The organism is Bradyrhizobium sp. WSM4874 (assembly GCF_055811835.1).
In genome coordinates, this window is record NZ_JBVVPR010000031.1 from 77,450 (window position 1) to 95,198 (window position 17,749).

General features: G+C 59.5%; 16 protein-coding genes. 10 read left to right on the plus strand and 6 right to left on the minus strand.

What is annotated here, in order from left to right:
- Window positions 1–287 precede the first annotated feature (287 nt).
- The 4 genes from AC0L3P_RS27200 to AC0L3P_RS27215 all read left to right on the plus strand — a co-directional run bounded on the left by AC0L3P_RS27200 (window position 288) and on the right by AC0L3P_RS27215 (window position 4,073).
- Window positions 288–1,454, plus strand: a complete 1,167-nt coding sequence (locus AC0L3P_RS27200) for a CaiB/BaiF CoA transferase family protein (RefSeq protein ID WP_473306638.1) — start codon at window positions 288–290, stop codon at window positions 1,452–1,454.
- A complete protein-coding gene (locus tag AC0L3P_RS27205; RefSeq protein ID WP_473306640.1) occupies window positions 1,451–2,380 on the plus strand; it encodes an HpcH/HpaI aldolase/citrate lyase family protein in 930 nt (309 codons plus the stop codon). The genes AC0L3P_RS27200 and AC0L3P_RS27205 overlap by 4 nt, the downstream gene beginning before the upstream one ends.
- Window positions 2,381–2,386: 6 nt before the next feature.
- Window positions 2,387–3,325 (plus strand): AEC family transporter, encoded by a 939-nt coding sequence (locus AC0L3P_RS27210; RefSeq protein WP_473306643.1) that lies wholly within the window; start codon window positions 2,387–2,389, stop codon window positions 3,323–3,325.
- Window positions 3,326–3,668: 343 nt separating this feature from the next.
- On the plus strand, window positions 3,669–4,073 hold the full coding sequence (locus AC0L3P_RS27215) for a nuclear transport factor 2 family protein (protein ID WP_354061666.1): 405 nt from the start codon (window positions 3,669–3,671) through the stop codon (window positions 4,071–4,073).
- 33 nt (window positions 4,074–4,106) lie between these two features.
- Here the strand turns inward: AC0L3P_RS27215 and tenA are convergent, their stop codons facing one another.
- From tenA to AC0L3P_RS27230, 3 genes are all read right to left on the minus strand, one after another.
- Entirely contained in the window at window positions 4,107–4,799 is a 693-nt protein-coding gene (gene tenA / locus AC0L3P_RS27220) for a thiaminase II (RefSeq protein ID WP_354061664.1), read from the minus strand.
- Window positions 4,800–5,142: 343 nt separating this feature from the next.
- Window positions 5,143–6,954 (minus strand): ATP-binding protein, encoded by a 1,812-nt coding sequence (locus AC0L3P_RS27225; protein ID WP_473306648.1) that lies wholly within the window; start codon window positions 6,952–6,954, stop codon window positions 5,143–5,145.
- A gap of 128 nt (window positions 6,955–7,082) precedes the next feature.
- The gene (locus tag AC0L3P_RS27230) at window positions 7,083–8,546 is read right to left on the minus strand and encodes a DNA sulfur modification protein DndB (protein WP_473306650.1); all 1,464 of its coding nucleotides are present in this window, start codon (window positions 8,544–8,546) and stop codon (window positions 7,083–7,085) included.
- 508 nt (window positions 8,547–9,054) lie between these two features.
- Here AC0L3P_RS27230 and AC0L3P_RS27235 point away from each other — a divergent pair.
- From AC0L3P_RS27235 to AC0L3P_RS27260, 6 genes are all read left to right on the plus strand, one after another.
- On the plus strand, window positions 9,055–10,320 hold the full coding sequence (locus tag AC0L3P_RS27235) for a tyrosine-type recombinase/integrase (RefSeq protein ID WP_473306652.1): 1,266 nt from the start codon (window positions 9,055–9,057) through the stop codon (window positions 10,318–10,320).
- 287 nt (window positions 10,321–10,607) lie between these two features.
- Window positions 10,608–11,204, plus strand: coding sequence for a hypothetical protein (locus tag AC0L3P_RS27240; protein ID WP_473306656.1), 597 nt, complete (start codon window positions 10,608–10,610; stop codon window positions 11,202–11,204).
- A gap of 67 nt (window positions 11,205–11,271) precedes the next feature.
- The gene (locus AC0L3P_RS27245; RefSeq protein ID WP_473306659.1) at window positions 11,272–12,363 is read left to right on the plus strand and encodes a helix-turn-helix domain-containing protein; all 1,092 of its coding nucleotides are present in this window, start codon (window positions 11,272–11,274) and stop codon (window positions 12,361–12,363) included.
- Window positions 12,360–12,776, plus strand: coding sequence for a Rap1a/Tai family immunity protein (locus AC0L3P_RS27250; RefSeq protein ID WP_473306663.1), 417 nt, complete (start codon window positions 12,360–12,362; stop codon window positions 12,774–12,776). Before AC0L3P_RS27245 ends, AC0L3P_RS27250 begins: the two co-directional genes overlap by 4 nt.
- The gene (locus AC0L3P_RS27255) at window positions 12,755–13,333 is read left to right on the plus strand and encodes a hypothetical protein (RefSeq protein ID WP_473306666.1); all 579 of its coding nucleotides are present in this window, start codon (window positions 12,755–12,757) and stop codon (window positions 13,331–13,333) included. The genes AC0L3P_RS27250 and AC0L3P_RS27255 overlap by 22 nt, the downstream gene beginning before the upstream one ends.
- 365 nt (window positions 13,334–13,698) lie before the next feature.
- Complete coding sequence (locus AC0L3P_RS27260; RefSeq protein WP_473306668.1) at window positions 13,699–14,079, plus strand: hypothetical protein; 381 nt, start codon at window positions 13,699–13,701, stop codon at window positions 14,077–14,079.
- 204 nt (window positions 14,080–14,283) lie between these two features.
- On the opposite strand, the gene AC0L3P_RS27265 is transcribed toward AC0L3P_RS27260, so the two are convergent.
- The 3 genes from AC0L3P_RS27265 to trbB all read right to left on the minus strand — a co-directional run bounded on the left by AC0L3P_RS27265 (window position 14,284) and on the right by trbB (window position 17,318).
- Window positions 14,284–15,657 (minus strand): NAD(P)/FAD-dependent oxidoreductase, encoded by a 1,374-nt coding sequence (locus tag AC0L3P_RS27265; protein WP_473306671.1) that lies wholly within the window; start codon window positions 15,655–15,657, stop codon window positions 14,284–14,286.
- Between the two features lie 125 nt (window positions 15,658–15,782).
- On the minus strand, window positions 15,783–16,472 hold the full coding sequence (locus tag AC0L3P_RS27270; RefSeq protein ID WP_473306673.1) for a GntR family transcriptional regulator: 690 nt from the start codon (window positions 16,470–16,472) through the stop codon (window positions 15,783–15,785).
- Window positions 16,473–16,538: 66 nt separating this feature from the next.
- Complete coding sequence (gene trbB, locus AC0L3P_RS27275) at window positions 16,539–17,318, minus strand: P-type conjugative transfer ATPase TrbB (RefSeq protein WP_473306681.1); 780 nt, start codon at window positions 17,316–17,318, stop codon at window positions 16,539–16,541.
- Window positions 17,319–17,749 lie beyond the last annotated feature (431 nt).

Genomic DNA, 17,749 nt, shown 5'->3' on the forward strand with positions numbered 1-17,749 from the left:
TGGGTGAACGGGGGTTCGTTGGCAACGAGGGCAGATGCGAAAGGCGGGACGTGTGCGGTCTCGGCAACAGGGCCCCCCAAAACAAAAAACGCGAAAACAACCCCATGCACAGTAGCCAAGTCCATGTGTTGATTGGACTTTGCCAATGGTGATTTGCGGATTTTACGAAATGCGGTTTGACTCGTCGGGCAAAACAGGAGCATGATGCCATCATCACAGAACGTGCGTGGGGTGGTCGGCCTGTCTCCTGCGCTGGACAAAAGCGTGAGCGGGACGGAGACGATTGCATGGAGCGAAATGAGGCGGAGCTGCCGCTGTCGGGCGTGACGGTGGTCTCGCTCGAGCAGGCGATCGCGGCTCCTCTTGCCAGCCGCCATCTTGCGGACTGGGGCGCGCGCGTCATCAAGATCGAGCGGCCGGGCGATGGCGATTTCTGCCGCGACTACGATCACGTGATGAACGGGATGTCGAGCCAGTTCGTCTGGACGAACCGGTCGAAGGAGAGCCTCGCCATCGACATCAAAAGCCCGGAAGGACAGGAGGTGCTCGACGCCCTGCTGCCGCAGGCCGACGTCTTCATCCAGAACCTGGCGCCGGGCGCGGCGGAGCGGCTCGGCCTCGATGCCGCCTCGCTGCTGCGGAAATATCCCCGGATCATCGCCTGCGACGTATCGGGCTATGGCGCGGGCGGTCCCTACAGCAACAAGAAGGCCTACGATCTCCTGGTGCAGTGCGAGGCCGGCGTCCTCGCCATCAACGGCACCGAGGCGGAGCCTGCCAAGGTCGGACTTTCGGTGGTCGATATCGCCACCGGCATGTACATCCTCAATGGCGTGCTGATGGCGCTGTATCGCCGCGAGCGCACCGGCAAGGGCACCGCCTTCCAGGCCTCGCTGTTCGATTCCATCACGGACTGGATGAGCTATCCCGCCTTCTACACGCAGAGTACGGGCCGGCCGTTGCCGCGAACCGGGGCAAGGCATGCAACGATAGCGCCGTATGGTCCCTTCCGCGTCGGCGACGGCAACACGATCTTCTTCGGCATCCAGAACGACCGGGAATGGCGATCGCTGTGCGCCATCGTGCTTGGCGATGCGGCATTTGCCGACCACCCTCGCTTCCGCACCAATCCGCTGCGCATGCAGAACAGGGACGATCTGCAGGTCCATATCGAGCAGCGTTTTGCAGCGATGACCAGCGACGAGGTGCTGCGGCTGCTCGACGAGGCCTCGATCGCGAACGCGCATCTGAATTCGGTCGAGGCGTTCCTGGAGCACGAGCAGCTCCGCGCCCGCTCCCGGGTGCAAACGGTGGCATCTCCGTGCGGTCAGGTCATGAGCTTCCTGCCGGCGCTCACCATTCCCGGCCTGTCGCCCCGAATGGATCCGGTGCCTGGCGTCGGGCAGCACAACCAATCCATTCTCAGCGAGCTCGGTCTCGCAAAGGAGACATGACCATGGCCCCTCAGCGGCCGACGCGGGTCTATCTGGCCGCTCCCGCGCATCGCTCCCGTCTCGTCGCCAAGGCCGCTGCCTCGACCGCGGACGCGGTGTTCATGGACCTCGAGGATGCAGTGCCGCCCTCCGAGAAGAGCGCAGCGCTGGAGGAAGCTGCGCGGGCGCTGTCCTCGCTGGATTGGGGCAGCAAGCTCGTCGCCGTCAGGCTCAACGCCGTCGACAGCCCGTTCATCGCGCAGGAAATCCGCGAGCTCGCTGCGCTGCCCCGGCTGGATTCGGTGATCGTGCCGAAGGCGGAGCGCCCGAGCGACATCGCCGCCATTGCCGAGCAGCTGCGCGCGGCCGCGCCGGGTCGCCCCTTGCCTGTCGCGCTCGAACTGCTGATCGAGACGGCCTTGGGTCTCGTCAATGTCGATGCGCTCGCCGCGGCGCACCAAAGCGTCGGCGCGCTTCATCTCGGTGTCGGGGATTTCGCCGCCTCGATCGGCGCGCGCTCCTCGGAAATCGGCGCGTCGCCGGACGGCTACCGCCACGTCGGCTCCGCCCAGAGCGGCTACGCCTCCGCCCCGCTCGATCTGTTCGCCTATCCGATGATGCGCCTGCTGGTGGCCGCGCGCGCGTTCGGCCTGCGCGCCATCGACGGTCCGTGCGGCGGGTTCCGGGATGGCAGACTGACTGAAAGCAGCGCGCTCAAGGCGGCTGCGATGGGTTTTGACGGCAAGCAGGTGATCCATCCCGACCAGATCGAACCGACGCTGCGGGCGTTCGTCCCGTCCGACACCGAGCTCGCGCACGCGCGCCGGGTGGTCGAGGCCATGGAGCAGGCCGAGGCGCAGGGCCAGGGCGCGGTGACCCTCGACGGCAAGATGATCGACTATGCCAATGTTCGCATGGCGCGCAGGATCATCGAGATGGGGTCGTAGCGGCGCATGGCCACCGTGCTGATCGTCGCGCCGGTGTTCGCGCTAATCGCGGCCGGCTATGCCGCGGTACTGTTTCGCTTTGTCTCCGAGACCGCGCACAAGGGCATCTCCGAATTCGCCTTCAGCATCGCGATTCCCGCGCTGCTGTTCCGCACCATCGTCGTGTCAGAATTTTCCGACGTCAGCCCGTGGCGGATGTGGGGCGCCTATTACGGCGCGCTCGCGCTCATTTGGATCGCGGCGCTTGTCCTCTCGGCCCTGCTGCGCAAGCGGCGCGAGGACCGCGAGGACGGCGTCGTGTTCGCGATCGGCTCGGTCTACGGCAACATCGTGATGCTCGGCATCCCCCTGACGCTCTCGGCGCTGGGCAACGAGGCCGCAGGCCCGATGGCGCTGATCCTGTCGGTGAACACGCCGCTGCTCTGGCTCTGCGGCATCCTGCAAATGGAATGGGTCAGCCGCAAGCAGACCGGCTCGGCGCTGTCGGTGATCCGGCCCGTGCTCACGGATCTCGCGCGCAATCCGCTGATGCTGGGGATCGGTTTTGGCGTGGTCTGGCGTTTCACCGGCCTCGGCCTGCATCCCGTGGTCGACAGGACCGTCGAGCTGCTGGCGCAGGCGGGCTCGCCGGCGGCGCTGATCGCGCTCGGCATCAATCTGTTCCGGTTCGAGGTCAAGGGCGAGATGTTAAGCGTCGTCGTGATGAGCGCGCTCAAGCTGCTGGCGATGCCGGCGGCCGCGTTCGTGCTGGCAAAGCTGCTCGACCTGCCGCCGCTCGCGGCCGGCGTGGTCGTGCTGTTCGCGGCGATGCCGACCGGGGCGAATGCGTACATCTTCGCGGTTCAATACCAGCGGCTGGTGAACCCGGTGTCGGGCGCGGTGGCGCTGGGGACGTTGCTGGCAGCGGTGACGTTGCCGGTGGTGGTGTGGGTGGTGGCGAGGTGAAGTGTCAGAGGCCTGCAGAGTGCGCCGCACCACCGCCCGAATATCCAATCAGCGCAGGCCCAGGAACGAGAGCACCACACCAATCACGACGACGAGTCCGACCAGATAGATAATGCCGTTCATGTCTCAGCTCCTCAGCGTTGTCAGTCCTGCCGCAACACAAACACCGAAGGTCGTGAAAAGGTTCGGCGGTGCTCGGCGCCGTTTTCTCCTGAAATCGGGGAACGAAAGCGACCCATCCTGCGTCGTGGCGTGCTGAGCTTCGCCCCCTCAACGCGATGATTTTGCGTTTACAACGCAAAGGTCGCTAGGCTGCCCTGATACGTCCTGCAGGGAGGGTGACATGGGACAGCGTGAAGAGAGACTGGCATTGATCAGAAGCGCTTACGCGGCACGCGACGGCGGTAACGCCGAAGGCTTGGTGACAGCCTTTCATCCCGAGGGTCTGTTCACCTTGATGGGCGACAACAGCGCGCTCGCACTGACGGGGACTATGCAGGGGCACCCGACCCTGCGTGGAGCCTTCAGTAAATTGATTGATGAATTCGGCTTCGAAGATCGCGAAATCGTGGCCGAGCTGGTCGACGGAGATCGCGTTGCTGTCCATTCCCGCGTCGTCGTTCTACACCATCCGACCGGGAAGGCTTCCAGCACCGAGATCCTGGACCTGTTCAGATTTCAGGACGAAAAGATCGTCGAGCTGATCGAGTTTGCGGACACTGCGCAGATCAAGGCGATGATATCCTGACGCGCAAAGAGGTTGTGTCAGTGTCGCCTGACGTTAGGGAGTTTGGTGCACTGTCACAACACGCTGGCCCTCGCGCCAGGCCATCTCCCAGAAGTCCGCCTCGAGTCGGGTGGCTTCCTTGAAGATCGCAATCAGTTCTGCCTCGCGCGCCGGCGTGGCGTAGAGATCGGCGAGATGCTCCATGTGCGCCCGCGCTTTGGCGGCGACCTCCTGGTACGGCGCGCCGGCGTACTCGGCGATCCAGACGCGGTAGGCGTTCGTCGCAGCGTCAGCGAGGGGGAGCGAGGCGAGCCGCGTTGCGATCTCCGCGTACCCGATCACGCAGGGGGCAAGCGCCACCTTGAGTGCCAGCAGATCGCCGCGCATTCCCGCGTCGAGCACGTAGCGTGTATAGGCCAGCATCTCGGCCGCCGGAGGCGCCTGTTCAAGGTCGGTCGGGGATAGACCCCAATCGGCACAGAGCTTCACATGCAGGTTCATCTCGACATCGAGGATGGCCGAAAGGCCGGCCGCTGCTTCACGCATGTCGGCAAGTCTGGGCGACTTGTAGACCGCGAGCGCATAGGCGCGAGCAAACTCGATCAGGAATAGATAGTCCTGAACGAGGTAGTGACGAAACGCCGCCTCGGGGAGCGAGCCGTCTGCCAATCCGTTCGTGAAGGGATGCTCGGTGTAGGCCCGCCACTCAACGGATGCTGCTGTCTTGAGACGCTCGAAGAAACTCACGATCTTTTTCGCCCGGCTTGCTTGTCCATGAATGTCTTTGGTTCGCTACCGATAGCGCATTGCGGACCGGGGAGCGACGGCGACCGCGCACAAAACTGGCTTTGAGTAGCGTTGCGGACACTGCCCGCGTCGGGAGTTTGGCGCACTGTCACCGTAATCTCGAACGCTTTAGTCCCGACGGTCGATCGTTAGGGCGAAGGTTTTCGCTCTTAGGCATTTCGAGCTCAGGCTGATCGGACGTTATCACGCAAGACTCCACCAGTGGTTGGTGAACCCGGCTCGGGCGCGGTAGCGCGGGGCACGCTGTTGGCGGCGGTGACGCCGCTCTGAGGGACTGTTCGCGTCAAGAGGGCATGCCTTCCGGTGCCTCCGATCGTACCGCACGTAGCGCAATGCCCATTCGTCTACGAACGTTCTGAAGACCATCGATGAAATCATCCGCCGCAATGCTCAGGCTTTCTGGAGATTGAGCGCGCGCCATATCCTCGGTGGTCCACTCCTGGTTCAATTGCTTAGCGAGCGCATAAACAACAGCCCGACCGACGCGAATGATCATCGTTCGTTCAGCAAATTCCTTTGTCATCCGACGCATCGCCTCGGGCTCAGGGGCGTGTGCATACTCCAATTCAAGTTGGGTGCGCATTTCAGCAATCGAATGGTAATGCATGTTTACAAATAGCTGCCCTGCTTCAGGATAAAATTTCGCGGCCTTACCCTTGAGGCCTTTTTCTTCAATGGCACTCTCGTCATGAAGAGGAATTATCTCCGGAGCGCGCTCGGCGTTGAGAGAAACCCTGGCTCGTTTGGCTCCGGTTGGGACGGCGAGCAAATCATCGGGCCTTACTCGTGGCGATTTGCCATCTGGCTGCCCGTCCCCCTGATTGGAGGCACGACTCCCGCCGCCGGATGTGCCAAATTCAACAGTAATGTCGCCGCTTAGATTTAGGCGCGGGCTCGTTGTCTTGACTCGTAGGCTGTTTAATAGTCGTTGCAGTTCGTCTCGAATTTCTTTGGTACTTCCCGAGTCAGTAGGAGCCAGCGAATTAATTAGCTCTATCAGCCAAGAGGGTCGATTTTCTCTTACGAGATGCGCAAAATCTTGACCGACTACTTGACGCTGATCTCCTTCGCGATATCTGAGAAATTGTCGATAGGCTTCCGGTCGTACCGAGCAATCATCGCTTAGCTCGATATGAATCGAGATGTGCTTTGCGCCGAAAGTTACTCCAAAGATTGGTGCATCCAAGGTCCACTGACGCCCTCGCAGCAAATCGTACAACTCGTTCTTGTATACAATTGCGCAAGTGCTTACGTCCGTGGTGATTGCTCCGCTCACTGACTTGTTGTGACTTGTGCTGGCGAGTGGCGGATCGTAGAAATAATGGATCTTTGTACCGTCCTTTAAAACTACACACTCGGATCTACCAAGCGGATATGCGCGCTCAGGAATTGTCCGAAATGTACGCGTGCCATCCAATTTATGAGCGCCCGGCTTGAACCTCACGACAAGTCCAGGAGGAAGCCGATAAAACCGGTGATAGAGATAATCTGCAAGCCACTGACCATTCATAGCCGGGTTTTGTTCGTAAGGGTCTCGAAGCGTATTTTGGTCCGCCCGATTCCCAAACAGCACGACCTCAGTCCAATCCCGCGACAGATCGTATCCTTCATTCAAGCAAGCTGCTGTAACATCGAAGACCTCCTCTAGAGAGCCTGCTTCACTCATGCGACGAAGCCGACCGTATACGTTGTCGCGCTGACACAAGATGACCTCGCTCACTAACCCTCCTTTACAACTGCGATAACGAAGGCCGTAACGATTTGAAGGTAGTGACGCCACCTTTGCGCCCATACCGAAATTGTCATCAAGCCCCTTGTCTTTTCCAATGGATGCAGCCAGGTCGCATATCTGATGGAGCTCTTCACTGGACATCCCGGGCCCAGAATTCCAAATACAAAGCTTCTCTACGCCGCCGATCCATTTCGGCATCAATTCTATTGTTTGCTCGCCTGCTGGAGCATTGATTGCTGCCTCGATCGCGTTCATGACCAATTCGCGGATCATCATCGTCTTCGGGCAGCGCTCGATCATACTAGCAACGAGAAAGTCCTCGTCGGCGACACGTAAGGCAGTGACGTTTGGTGAACTATTCATTGTATCCTCGTGATCTAAATTCTAGGGAACACAAGAAATTTGAATTCAAATCAGTGCCCGGAAACCCGGGCACCACATTTGCGTAAGTCGATGATCTACGACGATGGTAGATATCTAAGATGATCTCGCTATGCGGCGGCAGCTTCAGCAACTGCCTCAGATGAATGACGCGACGGAAGCCCAAGTTTCCAACGGATCATATCGCCAACGATCGGATAGATATCGTTGTGCTTGGCACCGAAGCGCATATACCCCCCTTGGAAGCTTCCGATATCCCTGTTTCCAGTCCCCTCCGCCGGCAGGTATGCGGTGAGCCCTGCGAGACCGTGACTTTGTCTCTGCTCCTGCGAGAATTCGTAGTACCGCCACATCGGATTCTCGTGACTCATATCGATGTCAGTTAAGTGAGAGAGAAGCTTCTCAGTGAGCGAGTCTCCATCCTCGGGTCGGCGATTGCTAAAGCGAAAATCGTAGACAAGTTTTGCAATTGCCTTCAGGACAACAGGCTGAGCAGCTACTGTCTTCTGCCTCGCCTTATCTTCGCCAAAGCCATCGATCGCCTGTACCGCCGTCCAAAATCGGGCGGCGGTTTCGTGCTTGCCTTCGAGCATCGGAGGTGTCGCACTACTTATGTTAGTCTTATTTAGGAACAGAATAGCGTTGACTGCTACCATGTCTTTACGGGGCAGCTTCCCTTCGTCGTCATTCCAGTCCTTGACATCTGCTTCGGAAACTCCGATTCCGAGATCATTGATGAGGGTTTCCTTGATGAACAAATTGATTGGGTTTGAATTGTCGAATTGCAGCGCGAGATTGGTATCAACTTTTTTACCCAAGCGATTCAAGTCGTGGAAAAGCTGACGTTCTTCGTCCGTGTGCAGCCCGAGGTGAACCTCCAGCAAGAGGGTACAATAGCTGCGGGCCACCTCGAAACACTCTTCCCATATCTTGAGATCGTCCGAACTAGCATCGTCTCCGTCGGAAAAGCCGATCAAGTTGCCCTTTTTGGGATAAGCCCGAGTGGTCCTCACAAATTCGAGGAAACTAAACACCAATCGCATGCCCTCGCGACGATGCTGGCCGTCGATGACCCAAAGAACATGGCGTTGAGCGAGAAAGACCTTAAAAGCCGCGGTCTCATCGGTGCGCTTGTCAAGCATTCGGTCGCCGCGAATGTCAGCGCCACGAGGATTACAATCGCGAATGTTCACGACAATAGGCTGTAGGGCCATGTAAGGCTGCCGCCCCATGCGCTCCATCATCGCCTTGAGAGTCTCGGGAACCTCTTTTCCGGAGATCTGTCTGCGCTCGATTGATGCGGAGACAAGACCCTTTAACATGTAGACAGCGAGCTTGTGCGCATGGGCGGGATCGAGCTTACGCTGCGCAAGCTGATCGCCATCTCGACCAGGATCATTGGCCACCTCGGACATGCCGAAGAACTCATGCATGGGCATCTGCATGAGAAAGGTTCGATTCCCGAGATTGTGTCCAATGAAGACCTTCATCGGTTTTTCGGAGGTGTCGCCAACCTCAAGCACTTCATCCAAGGTTGCGAGAGGAGTAGGCAAGCCGTTCTGAGTAGGCATCATGTGAATCTCCTATGAAAAAGCGTCCCGACAGAGCTTATCTATCACCAGGATCAGGATGTCAATCATCCTGGAGAGTTATTTGTTTCTTCCAGGAATGAATTTTCTTATGTCCAGGACATAATTACCGGGCAAGATAGACAGGTAGCCACGGCAGTTTTTGCAAGCGGCCATCAAACCGCACGCCAATAGAGCCTTCCAGGGGATGGCCGCTGCATTCGGGTATCGAAGAGGGTCGAGGGTACGGGAGGTAAACATGCGTGGCTGAACATGCAGCGGCAGTTTACATAAAGTACTGATTCTGTGGCGGAATCACTGGTACAGTTGGGTGGGCTCGAACCACCGACCTCCTGTTCCACAGACACAGACAGGGCTCCGCCGGCACTACGCCATTCCCGCCGTTCGTACGCAAATCGTTGCATTATCAAGAAGTAAGACCGCCGGTCCTCGCCTTACCTGCGCTGCAATTGGCGCTATGGTGGTAGCTACGTGGTAGCTACAGAGGCGATCGATGGCTGTTTCGAGTATAACGATCCGCGCAGTGCAAGCGCTCAAGCCGGGCGAAACTATCTGGGACGCAGACCACCGCGAAGCGGTGCGGGGCTTTGGTGTACGGCGTCAACGCGACCAGGCGACCTACGTCCTAAAGTATCGCGTGTTCGGTCGGCAGCGCTTCGTCACCATCGGTCCGCACGGTGCCCCCTGGACACCAGAGCTGGCACGCAAGGAGGCCAAACGGCTTTTGGGCCTCGTTGCCAATGGCAAAGACCCGGCGGACGAGAAAGCCAAAGCGCGCCTGCAGGCGGCCGACACGCTCCGGACAATCGTGGATCAGTATCTCCGGAACGCCAAGCAAAGGCTGATGCCCAGGACCTATTCGGAAATAGAGCGCTATCTGCTGGTCAGTTGGAAACCCCTGCATCCGGTTTCGGTCTTCCAGATCACCCGCCGTCATATCTCGGCTCGCGTCACTGACATTGCATCAACTCACGGAGCGGTCTCAGCAGCCCGCGCCCGGACAGCACTGTCCTCAATGTTCAACTGGGCAATACGCGAGGGCCTCGACATTGCTGCGAACCCGGTTCTCGGCACCAATCGACCCGCGCAGCCGGGAAGCCGCGAACGGGTCCTAACGGAGACCGAGCTATCAGCGATCTGGCGAGCCTGTCGCGATGACGATTACGGACGCATCGTGCGTCTATTGCTGCTCACAGCCCAACGCCGTGATGAAGTTGGCAGTATGCAATGGGCCGAACTTGACACCGGTGCGGGGCTCTGGACGCTGCCAGGCACCCGGACCAAGAACCATCGCGAGCATTTGCTGCCATTTGTTCCCGCCGCCCTGGCCCTACTCCCACCCCGCCGAGATGGTCGAGACTTTCTCTTTGGTGACGGACCCCGACGCAGCGGTGACCCGCATCGCGGGTTCTCCGGCTGGTCAAGGTCGAAGTCGGCGCTTGATGCGCGCATTGCGGAAGCCCTGGGTGAATCCCTACCCCATTGGACGGTCCATGATCTTCGCAGATCCGCGTCCACTGTGATGGCCGACCGGCTTGGCGTGCTGCCACACATCGTGGAGGCGATCCTAAACCACGTCAGCGGCCACCGGGCTGGCGTAGCCGGTGTATATAACCGCGCGCGGTACGCGGCCGAGATGCGTGATGCGCTCGAACGTTGGGCCGAACACGTCACGGCCTTACCAGCCCAAAAGCCGGGGTGTGCTGGCGCTGGCTCTCATCCGGATTTCATCCACGAGGCAGCCGGGGTCCATTTCTAGTTCAAGCTTGCCCTCGAGGGGGCGAGGCTTTTTCTCGAGAGAGAGCCGCTTGCTCGCCCGCCCCAGTTCAAATCCGACACCTCGGCGGCGAGTACCGCTGCCTTGGCCCGAGAACCGGTTTTTGACCTACCTACCGCTAAGTGAGAATGAGTGAAAATTTTACAATGTATAAATACAATTATAATCATGCACTTAGAATAGAAATGCAACAGAATTGAAAAATAATCTTTGAATTTGGCGTTTTCCTGATAGGGTTCCTGCTAGCGATTCACCGGAGGCCACCGTGCATGTCGTTGCCCGTCGAGAAGGAAGTCCGCGAGATCCTTGAGCCGTTCAACAAGCGGATCCGCAAGGTGCTCGATAAGGCGTTCAAGGACTTCCTCGCCAAGCGCGGCGCCGGCAATGTGTACAAGCGGACTGACTCGGCCGACGTGTTCGACAGCGTCATCCGCGCCGCGATCGCGGAGTTCAACGGCAAGGCGGACGTGGTGGTCTTCCCGACCGGCGCGACGGCGCGCTTCCTGTTCGGCGGCCGGGTGCTAGTGCGGTTCAAGAAGGCGGTCCGCCGCGGCAAGGGCAGCAACATCTCCACCGGCGCCAACGACAACTTTCTGGATCCCGGCATCCCGTTTGCGGACGCGCCGCAGGCGATGAAGGTCGAGGTCTGCTGGAAGGTGAACGAGTTCGGTACCGGCTACAAGTCGGTGCACGTGACGGCGCGCAACGGGGATGGCCAGCTCTGGAGCTACGAACTGCCCGGCGGCCAGCAGGGCATCATTGAGTTCCCGCAGAAGACCGCCATCCCGCAGCCCCGCCGCCGCAGTGTGGCGAAGCTCAAGGACATGGCCAAGACCAAGGAAAAGAACGGCGGCAAAGCGTCCTGACCCGCCCGAGGCGGTTAACCGGACGTAAACGAGAATCGTCGCCGACTGCCAGGGTGAGGACTGCGAAATGTCGAAGGTTGGAACCATGCTGCGCCTCGCGCGGCAGCTACGCGGATTCCCGCAGAACGAGGCGGCGGAATGCCTCCGCCTGCCGAACACTGAACTGTCTCGCATCGAGAACGGATTGAAGGAGCCGACCGCGCAACTGCTCGAGACGGCGGCCGAGATTTTCTCGGTGCCGGTGGAGTTCTTCGGCCAAACCGACGCCATCTACGGCGCGCCGATCAGCGTGCATGCGCCGATGTGGCGCAAAAAGTCGAATGTGTCGGCGACCGAGCTCCACCGGATTGTCGCTGAGCTTAACGTGCGCGTCATGCACTTACGCAAGCTGCTGGAGGCGACTGACCTCGATCCGGTGAACAAGCTCCCGAGGTTCGACGCCGACGAATACGACAACGACGCCGAGAAGATCGCCGGCCTGCTCCGTCGCTTCTGGCAGGTCCCCGATGGCCCCATCCACGACCTCACCGCGCTGGTCGAGCAAGCCGGCATCCTGGTGGCGCATTCCGACCTGGGCGGCTCGACCGTCTCGGGCGTGCGCTTCTCCGTGCCGGGCATGCCGCACATCATCGTGCTCAACCGGCGGCAGCCTGCGGATCGCATGCGATTCACTCTGTGCCACGAACTCGGCCACGTGATCATGCACGGGTATCCGACGCCGAACATGGAGGAAGAGGCCGACACCTTCGCTTCGTGCTTCCTGGTTCCCACCGAGGACGTCAAGCCGTACTTCGCCGAACGCCGTGTTGACTTGCGCCTGCTCGCGGCCTTGAAACCGGAGTGGAAGGTTTCGATGGGCTCGCTAGTGTTCGCCGCCAAACGCGCGGGCTTTCTGAACGAAACCCAGGCCCAGTACATCTGGAAGCAATTCAACATCCAGAAGATCAGGCTGCGCGAGCCGCCGGAGCTCGACTTCCCGATGGAGGAGCCGCGCACGCTCTCCGACCTCGTCTCGTTGCACATAAACGACATGGGCTATTCGGTAGCCGATCTGTCGAAAGTGTTGATGATGAACGAGACCGAGGTCGCGAAGACGTATTCGATCGATCTCCCCGGCCAGGAGAAGGGCCGCGCCTCCCACCTTCGCATCATACAATGATGCGGTTGATGCTGGTCGCGGCCTGTTTCGGCCTGTCGGGTTCTGCGCTCGCCGCCGAGGTGCCGTCGACGGCGTTCTTCTCCGGCAACGACGTCCACCAGTGGTGCCAGCGCGACAAATCGATGGCGCAGACCTACGTCGCCGGCCTCTATGACATGGCCGCCCACGGCGCCACCGCGATCGACAACATGCGGCATTGGCACAAGGACATGCCGAACAACGACGCAGAGGTCGACTTCGCGTTGGATCGCGTCGTCGGATACTGCAAGTCGGACCGCGCCACCCTCGAGCAGGTTACAGACGTGTTCTGCAAATATCTCACGGACAACCCGGTTGAGCGTGACGGGCTGCCGGCGATCATGTTCCCGAAAGCGCTGACGAAGGCGTGGCCATGTCCAGCGATGAAAAAGTAAGGTCAGGCAAGAAGCGGCGCGCGCGGATGGAAAATTCGCTGGCCGACATCATCGGCTGGAACGGCGACAAGAGCGATCTCTACCGCGAGATCGGCCGCTTCGTGTTCGAATACAGCCAGCTTGAGGCCGAGTTGCGCCGCATATTCCGGAAGAAGGTCAGCATCGATCTCGAGCACAACGACATCATGACGGCGGCGTTCGACTTCGCGAAGCTGGTCACGGCAATCCTTGCCGCATCAGCGATTGAGGAGGATCGGCAAGACGGAAAGCCGGATCCCGTGCTCGAGAAGCTGCTGAAGGCCTGCCACAAGGTGAACGAAGCTCGCATTGCGGTTGTGCACGGTCGTTGGTCGTCGACCTACGGCGGAGATCGGGTCTACCAAGTCGCGCGCGGATCGATGAAGCAGCAGAAGATGTTCGAGTACGGGGGCGACTTGGACGAGCATTCGGACGCGATCGTCAAGCTACGTACAGACATCGTCAACGCCGTCCACGCCGGCGACGAACGTCGAGGGCCGCCGATGAAGAAGCGTATCTTTCGTAAAAAGAAGATTTGAAGAATCTGCGGCACAAATGATTGAGCCCGCATATCGGCCGATGTGCGGGCACCCCTCGTTTAGAGGGTGGTTGCTAGGAGATGCAGGATGGCCACGGCCACGCCCGGATCTATTGAAAGGCTTATCTTCACAAGCTTTCTCCTTCTGGTTGGGAGGGCTTGGACCAAGCGATTTCAGGGTTTTCGGCACCGCGCGATGCCTGCATTCTTGGTGGCTATCGGTCACAAGTCGTGAGGCTTTCGGTCCCAAGTCGTCCGGTACGACGCGTTGTCCGGCTAACGAGCGGTGCGGCTTTTGTGCTGGCCGCGGCTCCGAGGTATATGACGCCCCGGTCACTGCGGTATTCAAGATCGACCAGGAGACGGGTGAACCCTGCCCCGTTCAACGTATTGAGTCACTGGTATCCATCCGACATCCATCCGAGCGGCCGCATGCTGGTGGCGGAGCACAACCTCCCTGTCACCATACGCGACGGTGACGGTCTAAAGATCGTTGCCGCCGGATTGTCGGTGTTCCGCATCGGCGATGATGGCCCGCTGGAGTTCGTACGTAAGTACGATATCGAAGTGGGCGACCAAAAGCATGTTCTGGATGGGAATGATGGAGCTATGAAATCGCGCCAACGTGTGGCGACTAATTCTCTGAATCAATGCGTTGACCGAGAGACTCACATCTGCCCAGCGTCGCTCTTCCGACAGCAACGGTCACAGGTGCGAATCGTGTCGGGTGCGCCAGAAAATCAGTAATTTGGCTGGATCGCGCGACCACACGCAAGCCACACTCACCAAAGACTTAGCGAGAGGGCCATGTTGGCGTGTGGTCGACGGCTTGTTGTCCCGCGACGCGCGCATCGTTTTCGTTGGCCCGCACTTGGATGCTTCGTCATGCCGCGCACACGATTGCCGTTTTGGGTACTCCCGACGCCCGATCAACCGCCTCAGCCGGCCGAGCTAAAGGGTACCGGTTCTCGCGCCATCCTGCAGCTTTCGTATGAAATTCTTGTCGTCGTAGCGAGACAGGCTGAGACGTTCTGCGAATTCGAACCGACTTGCACCTCGAATCCAGTCTGCGCAAAGCGCTCCCGTTGCACAGGCAGCCATCGTTCCGAAACCTGAAAGCGCGCCGGCGACGAAGGCCCCCTCGGTCTTCATGGGCCCAATCAGCGGCCAATTTTCCTTCGTCATAGTATAATACCCACCGTAGTGCGCAATTTGCCGCGGCAGCCGCCCGTAGTATTGCCTAAGGCGGGGATTGAGCCGGCTTGCTCCTCTTAGAACAATATCCGGAAAGTTGGGGTCGATCGGTAGCGTCCCCTTCGGTTCTGACGGCGTTTGATTATAAGCCCAGCCAAGCTTGATCCATTTTCCGTGATCGCCACCGTCCGGACGGCAGTGGATTCCACCTGGCATGGGGCGGGCGAGCCAGGCCGTTGTGGAATCCTCATCGAGAAGCTGACGCTCCTGGCTCGTCCAGTCGAGCATCTGCGCATCCAAGTCAATCGAGAATGGCATTCGTCGATCGATAGCACCGAGGTTATCGGCGAACGCAATTTTCTGATGGAATACGTTCTCGACTGGAAGCTGCTCCCCTAGCATTCCCGCTATATCGGCGACGTAGGGGCCGGCGGCGTTCACCAGGATCTCGGCGTGCAGCATCTGCTCGCCTTCCTTGCCACGCGTCTTCAGTACGAAGCCACCGCCTTGCCGGGCGATTTCAGTGACACACGCCAAACTCACTTTGCCTCCTGCAGTTCGGATTTCCTCCAACATCAGGCTTCCAAGCTGCTGGCCGCTGATATCTCCGGCGCGACGAACATGGAGAACGGTGGAAACTTCGCTGTCGAACGTCGGAAAATGACGCCGGATCAAAGCCGGATTTTGAATCACATCGACGCCCTCGGGGGCGTCGCGCCAGTCCTCCGAAACCGCCGGCGTGTAGGACGACGTGGACGCAGCTTCGTGCACACGTATCCGGCTGGCGCCCTCTGGCCCGTAACCGGTATAGAGTTCCTCCAGCAGTTGATCCGGCTTCCGCTGACGTGTCGCCAGTGCGTAGCCCCGGCGCGTAATATGTATGCAGTTGTCGTGCCGCTTGGCAATTTCCTCGAGCAGGTCGATGCTATAGTCGGTGAATGCCGTCATGATCGGATGTGGCCACCAGTTGCGGTAGTTTTCACCCGAGGCGGCCGAGGTGAGGCCCATGGGTGCATTCTGGTCGACAATCACGATCCGCAAGGCAGGGCGGCACTTGGCCAAATGGTAAGCGCAGGCGATACCGACGATTCCTGCTCCGATAACGGCGACATCAGCTTTGCGAGCAGTCATTTCACTCTTTCTCCAAGTCGACTTTCCAAATCGACTTTTATTGGCACGCGATCAGGACGCATCCGCTCGGACTGCCATCCTGGTTTGACATTGCATGTGGGCTGAGAGACGCGGAGCAAGTCAGCTTACGGGCTGTCTTCCCGCAAGGTGTAACGTTGTGCGGACCTGAGCGTTTTCTGGGTCTGCACAATGTGGTCGCGCAACAGGCGGACGGCCTTTTCGATCTCGCCGTTGCGGCACAGTTCGAGCAACTGGTAATGCTCACGCTGTGGACGCTCCTTGCCGGTCGCGCGGGAAACCAGTGCTCGGGTAAAACGGCTGACGTGGCCGTAGTTCGCCTCGATCATCGCCAGCAGCCGCGGGCGATTGCAGGGCGCGTAGAGTGCTTTGTGGAATCGCCAATTGAATGCGCCCCATTTTCCCGGGTCGGGCTCCCGGTCATACGACCGGAGAATTTTGTTGGCTTCCTCGAGATCGATCTCTCCCATCGCCGGGATTGCCAGGCACAGGGCATGGCATTCGAGTGCAATGCGAATCTCAAGCAGCTCCAGCACCTCGTCGATCGACAAATCCGAAACGACCGCGCCGCGATTGGGCTGCAGCGTAACGAAACCCTCCGCTTCCAACTGCCTAAGGGCCTCTCTTACTGGGATACGACTGGTTCCGAACCGCTCCGCCAGTTCGTCCTGCCGGAGCTGAAATCCAGGCGCAAACTCGCCGGAACTGATCGCACGCCGCAGCGCCTCGCACACGGTGTCCGGCGCCGACCCATGACCTCCGGCCCATCGATCTTTTGCGGCTGGTTGAGATCTCATCCCTGCTTCTCCGGCGCCTGTTGCAGGCCGCGATCGACATAGAATTGTATAAAATACATTTGTATATTATTCAACCACTGCATACAATACGTTCATATTATATCCAATATCCACCGTTCCCATGAATTCGGAATACTGTCGCCGAAGGAGTAAGCCAATGAAATGGCCGGTACCCCACGCCTTGAGAAGATCGAGAGCTTCGGCCCCGCGGACCTCGCCGATTGGGATGCGGTCAGGACGCAGCCGGAGTGAGGAGCGAACGAGGTCAGACAAGGTGGCTACGCCGTCCTTAGTCCGCAGCGCCACAAGGTTGGGCGCCTTGCATTGAAGTTCGCGCGTATCTTCGATCAGGACGACACGATCAGCGGTCTTCGCTACCTCCGCCAAGAGAGCATTGGTCAATGTCGTCTTGCCGGTCGATGTGCCACCGGCCACCAAGATATTCTTGCGAGTGGCGACCGCAGTCCTCAGGGCGTCGGCTTGCCCGGAGGTCATGGTTCCGGCGGCGACGTAATCGTGCAGCGTAAAGACGGCGACCGCTGGCTTGCGGATAGCAAAAGCCGGGGCAGCAACGACCGGAGGCAAGAGGCCCTCGAAGCGCTCGCCGGCCCCGGGAAGTTCAGCCGACACGCGTGGCGAGCTGGCGTGCACCTCCGCGCCTACATGGTGAGCCACCAGACGAACGATGCGCTCGCCGTCCGCCGCAGACAGGGTTTCGCCTGTGTCAACCAAGCCACTCGACAGACGGTCGATCCAAAGCCGCCCATCGGGATTGAGCATGACCTCGACGATCGCATCATCTTCCAGGTAGCCTGCGATTGCCGCGCCAAGTGCGCTCCGCAGCATTCGCGCACTGCGCGAATTCGCTTCCGATTGAATGGAATGGATTGCCACTGCCGTCCCCACCGAACGAGAACGTCTGGAGCGTCCTCAGGTGGGTTGATTAGAAAAAGCACCAATGGATTTGGCGCAACAAGCGCTTACGGGAAGCGTAGATTGGCGTAGAAAAAGAAAGACCGAAAACTCATACGCGCACTCGTGCGAAGCGAACCGGAGCGCTGCTGAACGTTCATGGTATTCCTCGGTAAGCTTGCTGCGGACGTGGTTCACCACTCCGCATCGGCATCCGCCGGCATGACCACGAGCAATTGCTCGTTGGGCATGAACGTTTCGGCCTTGTCGGAAACGCCAGCAGGCAGAAAGAGCGGAATTGAACGCATCCGCCGCCCGAAGAATCCAAGCCATGGTAGAGCAAACCAGACGAACGCGATGATCTG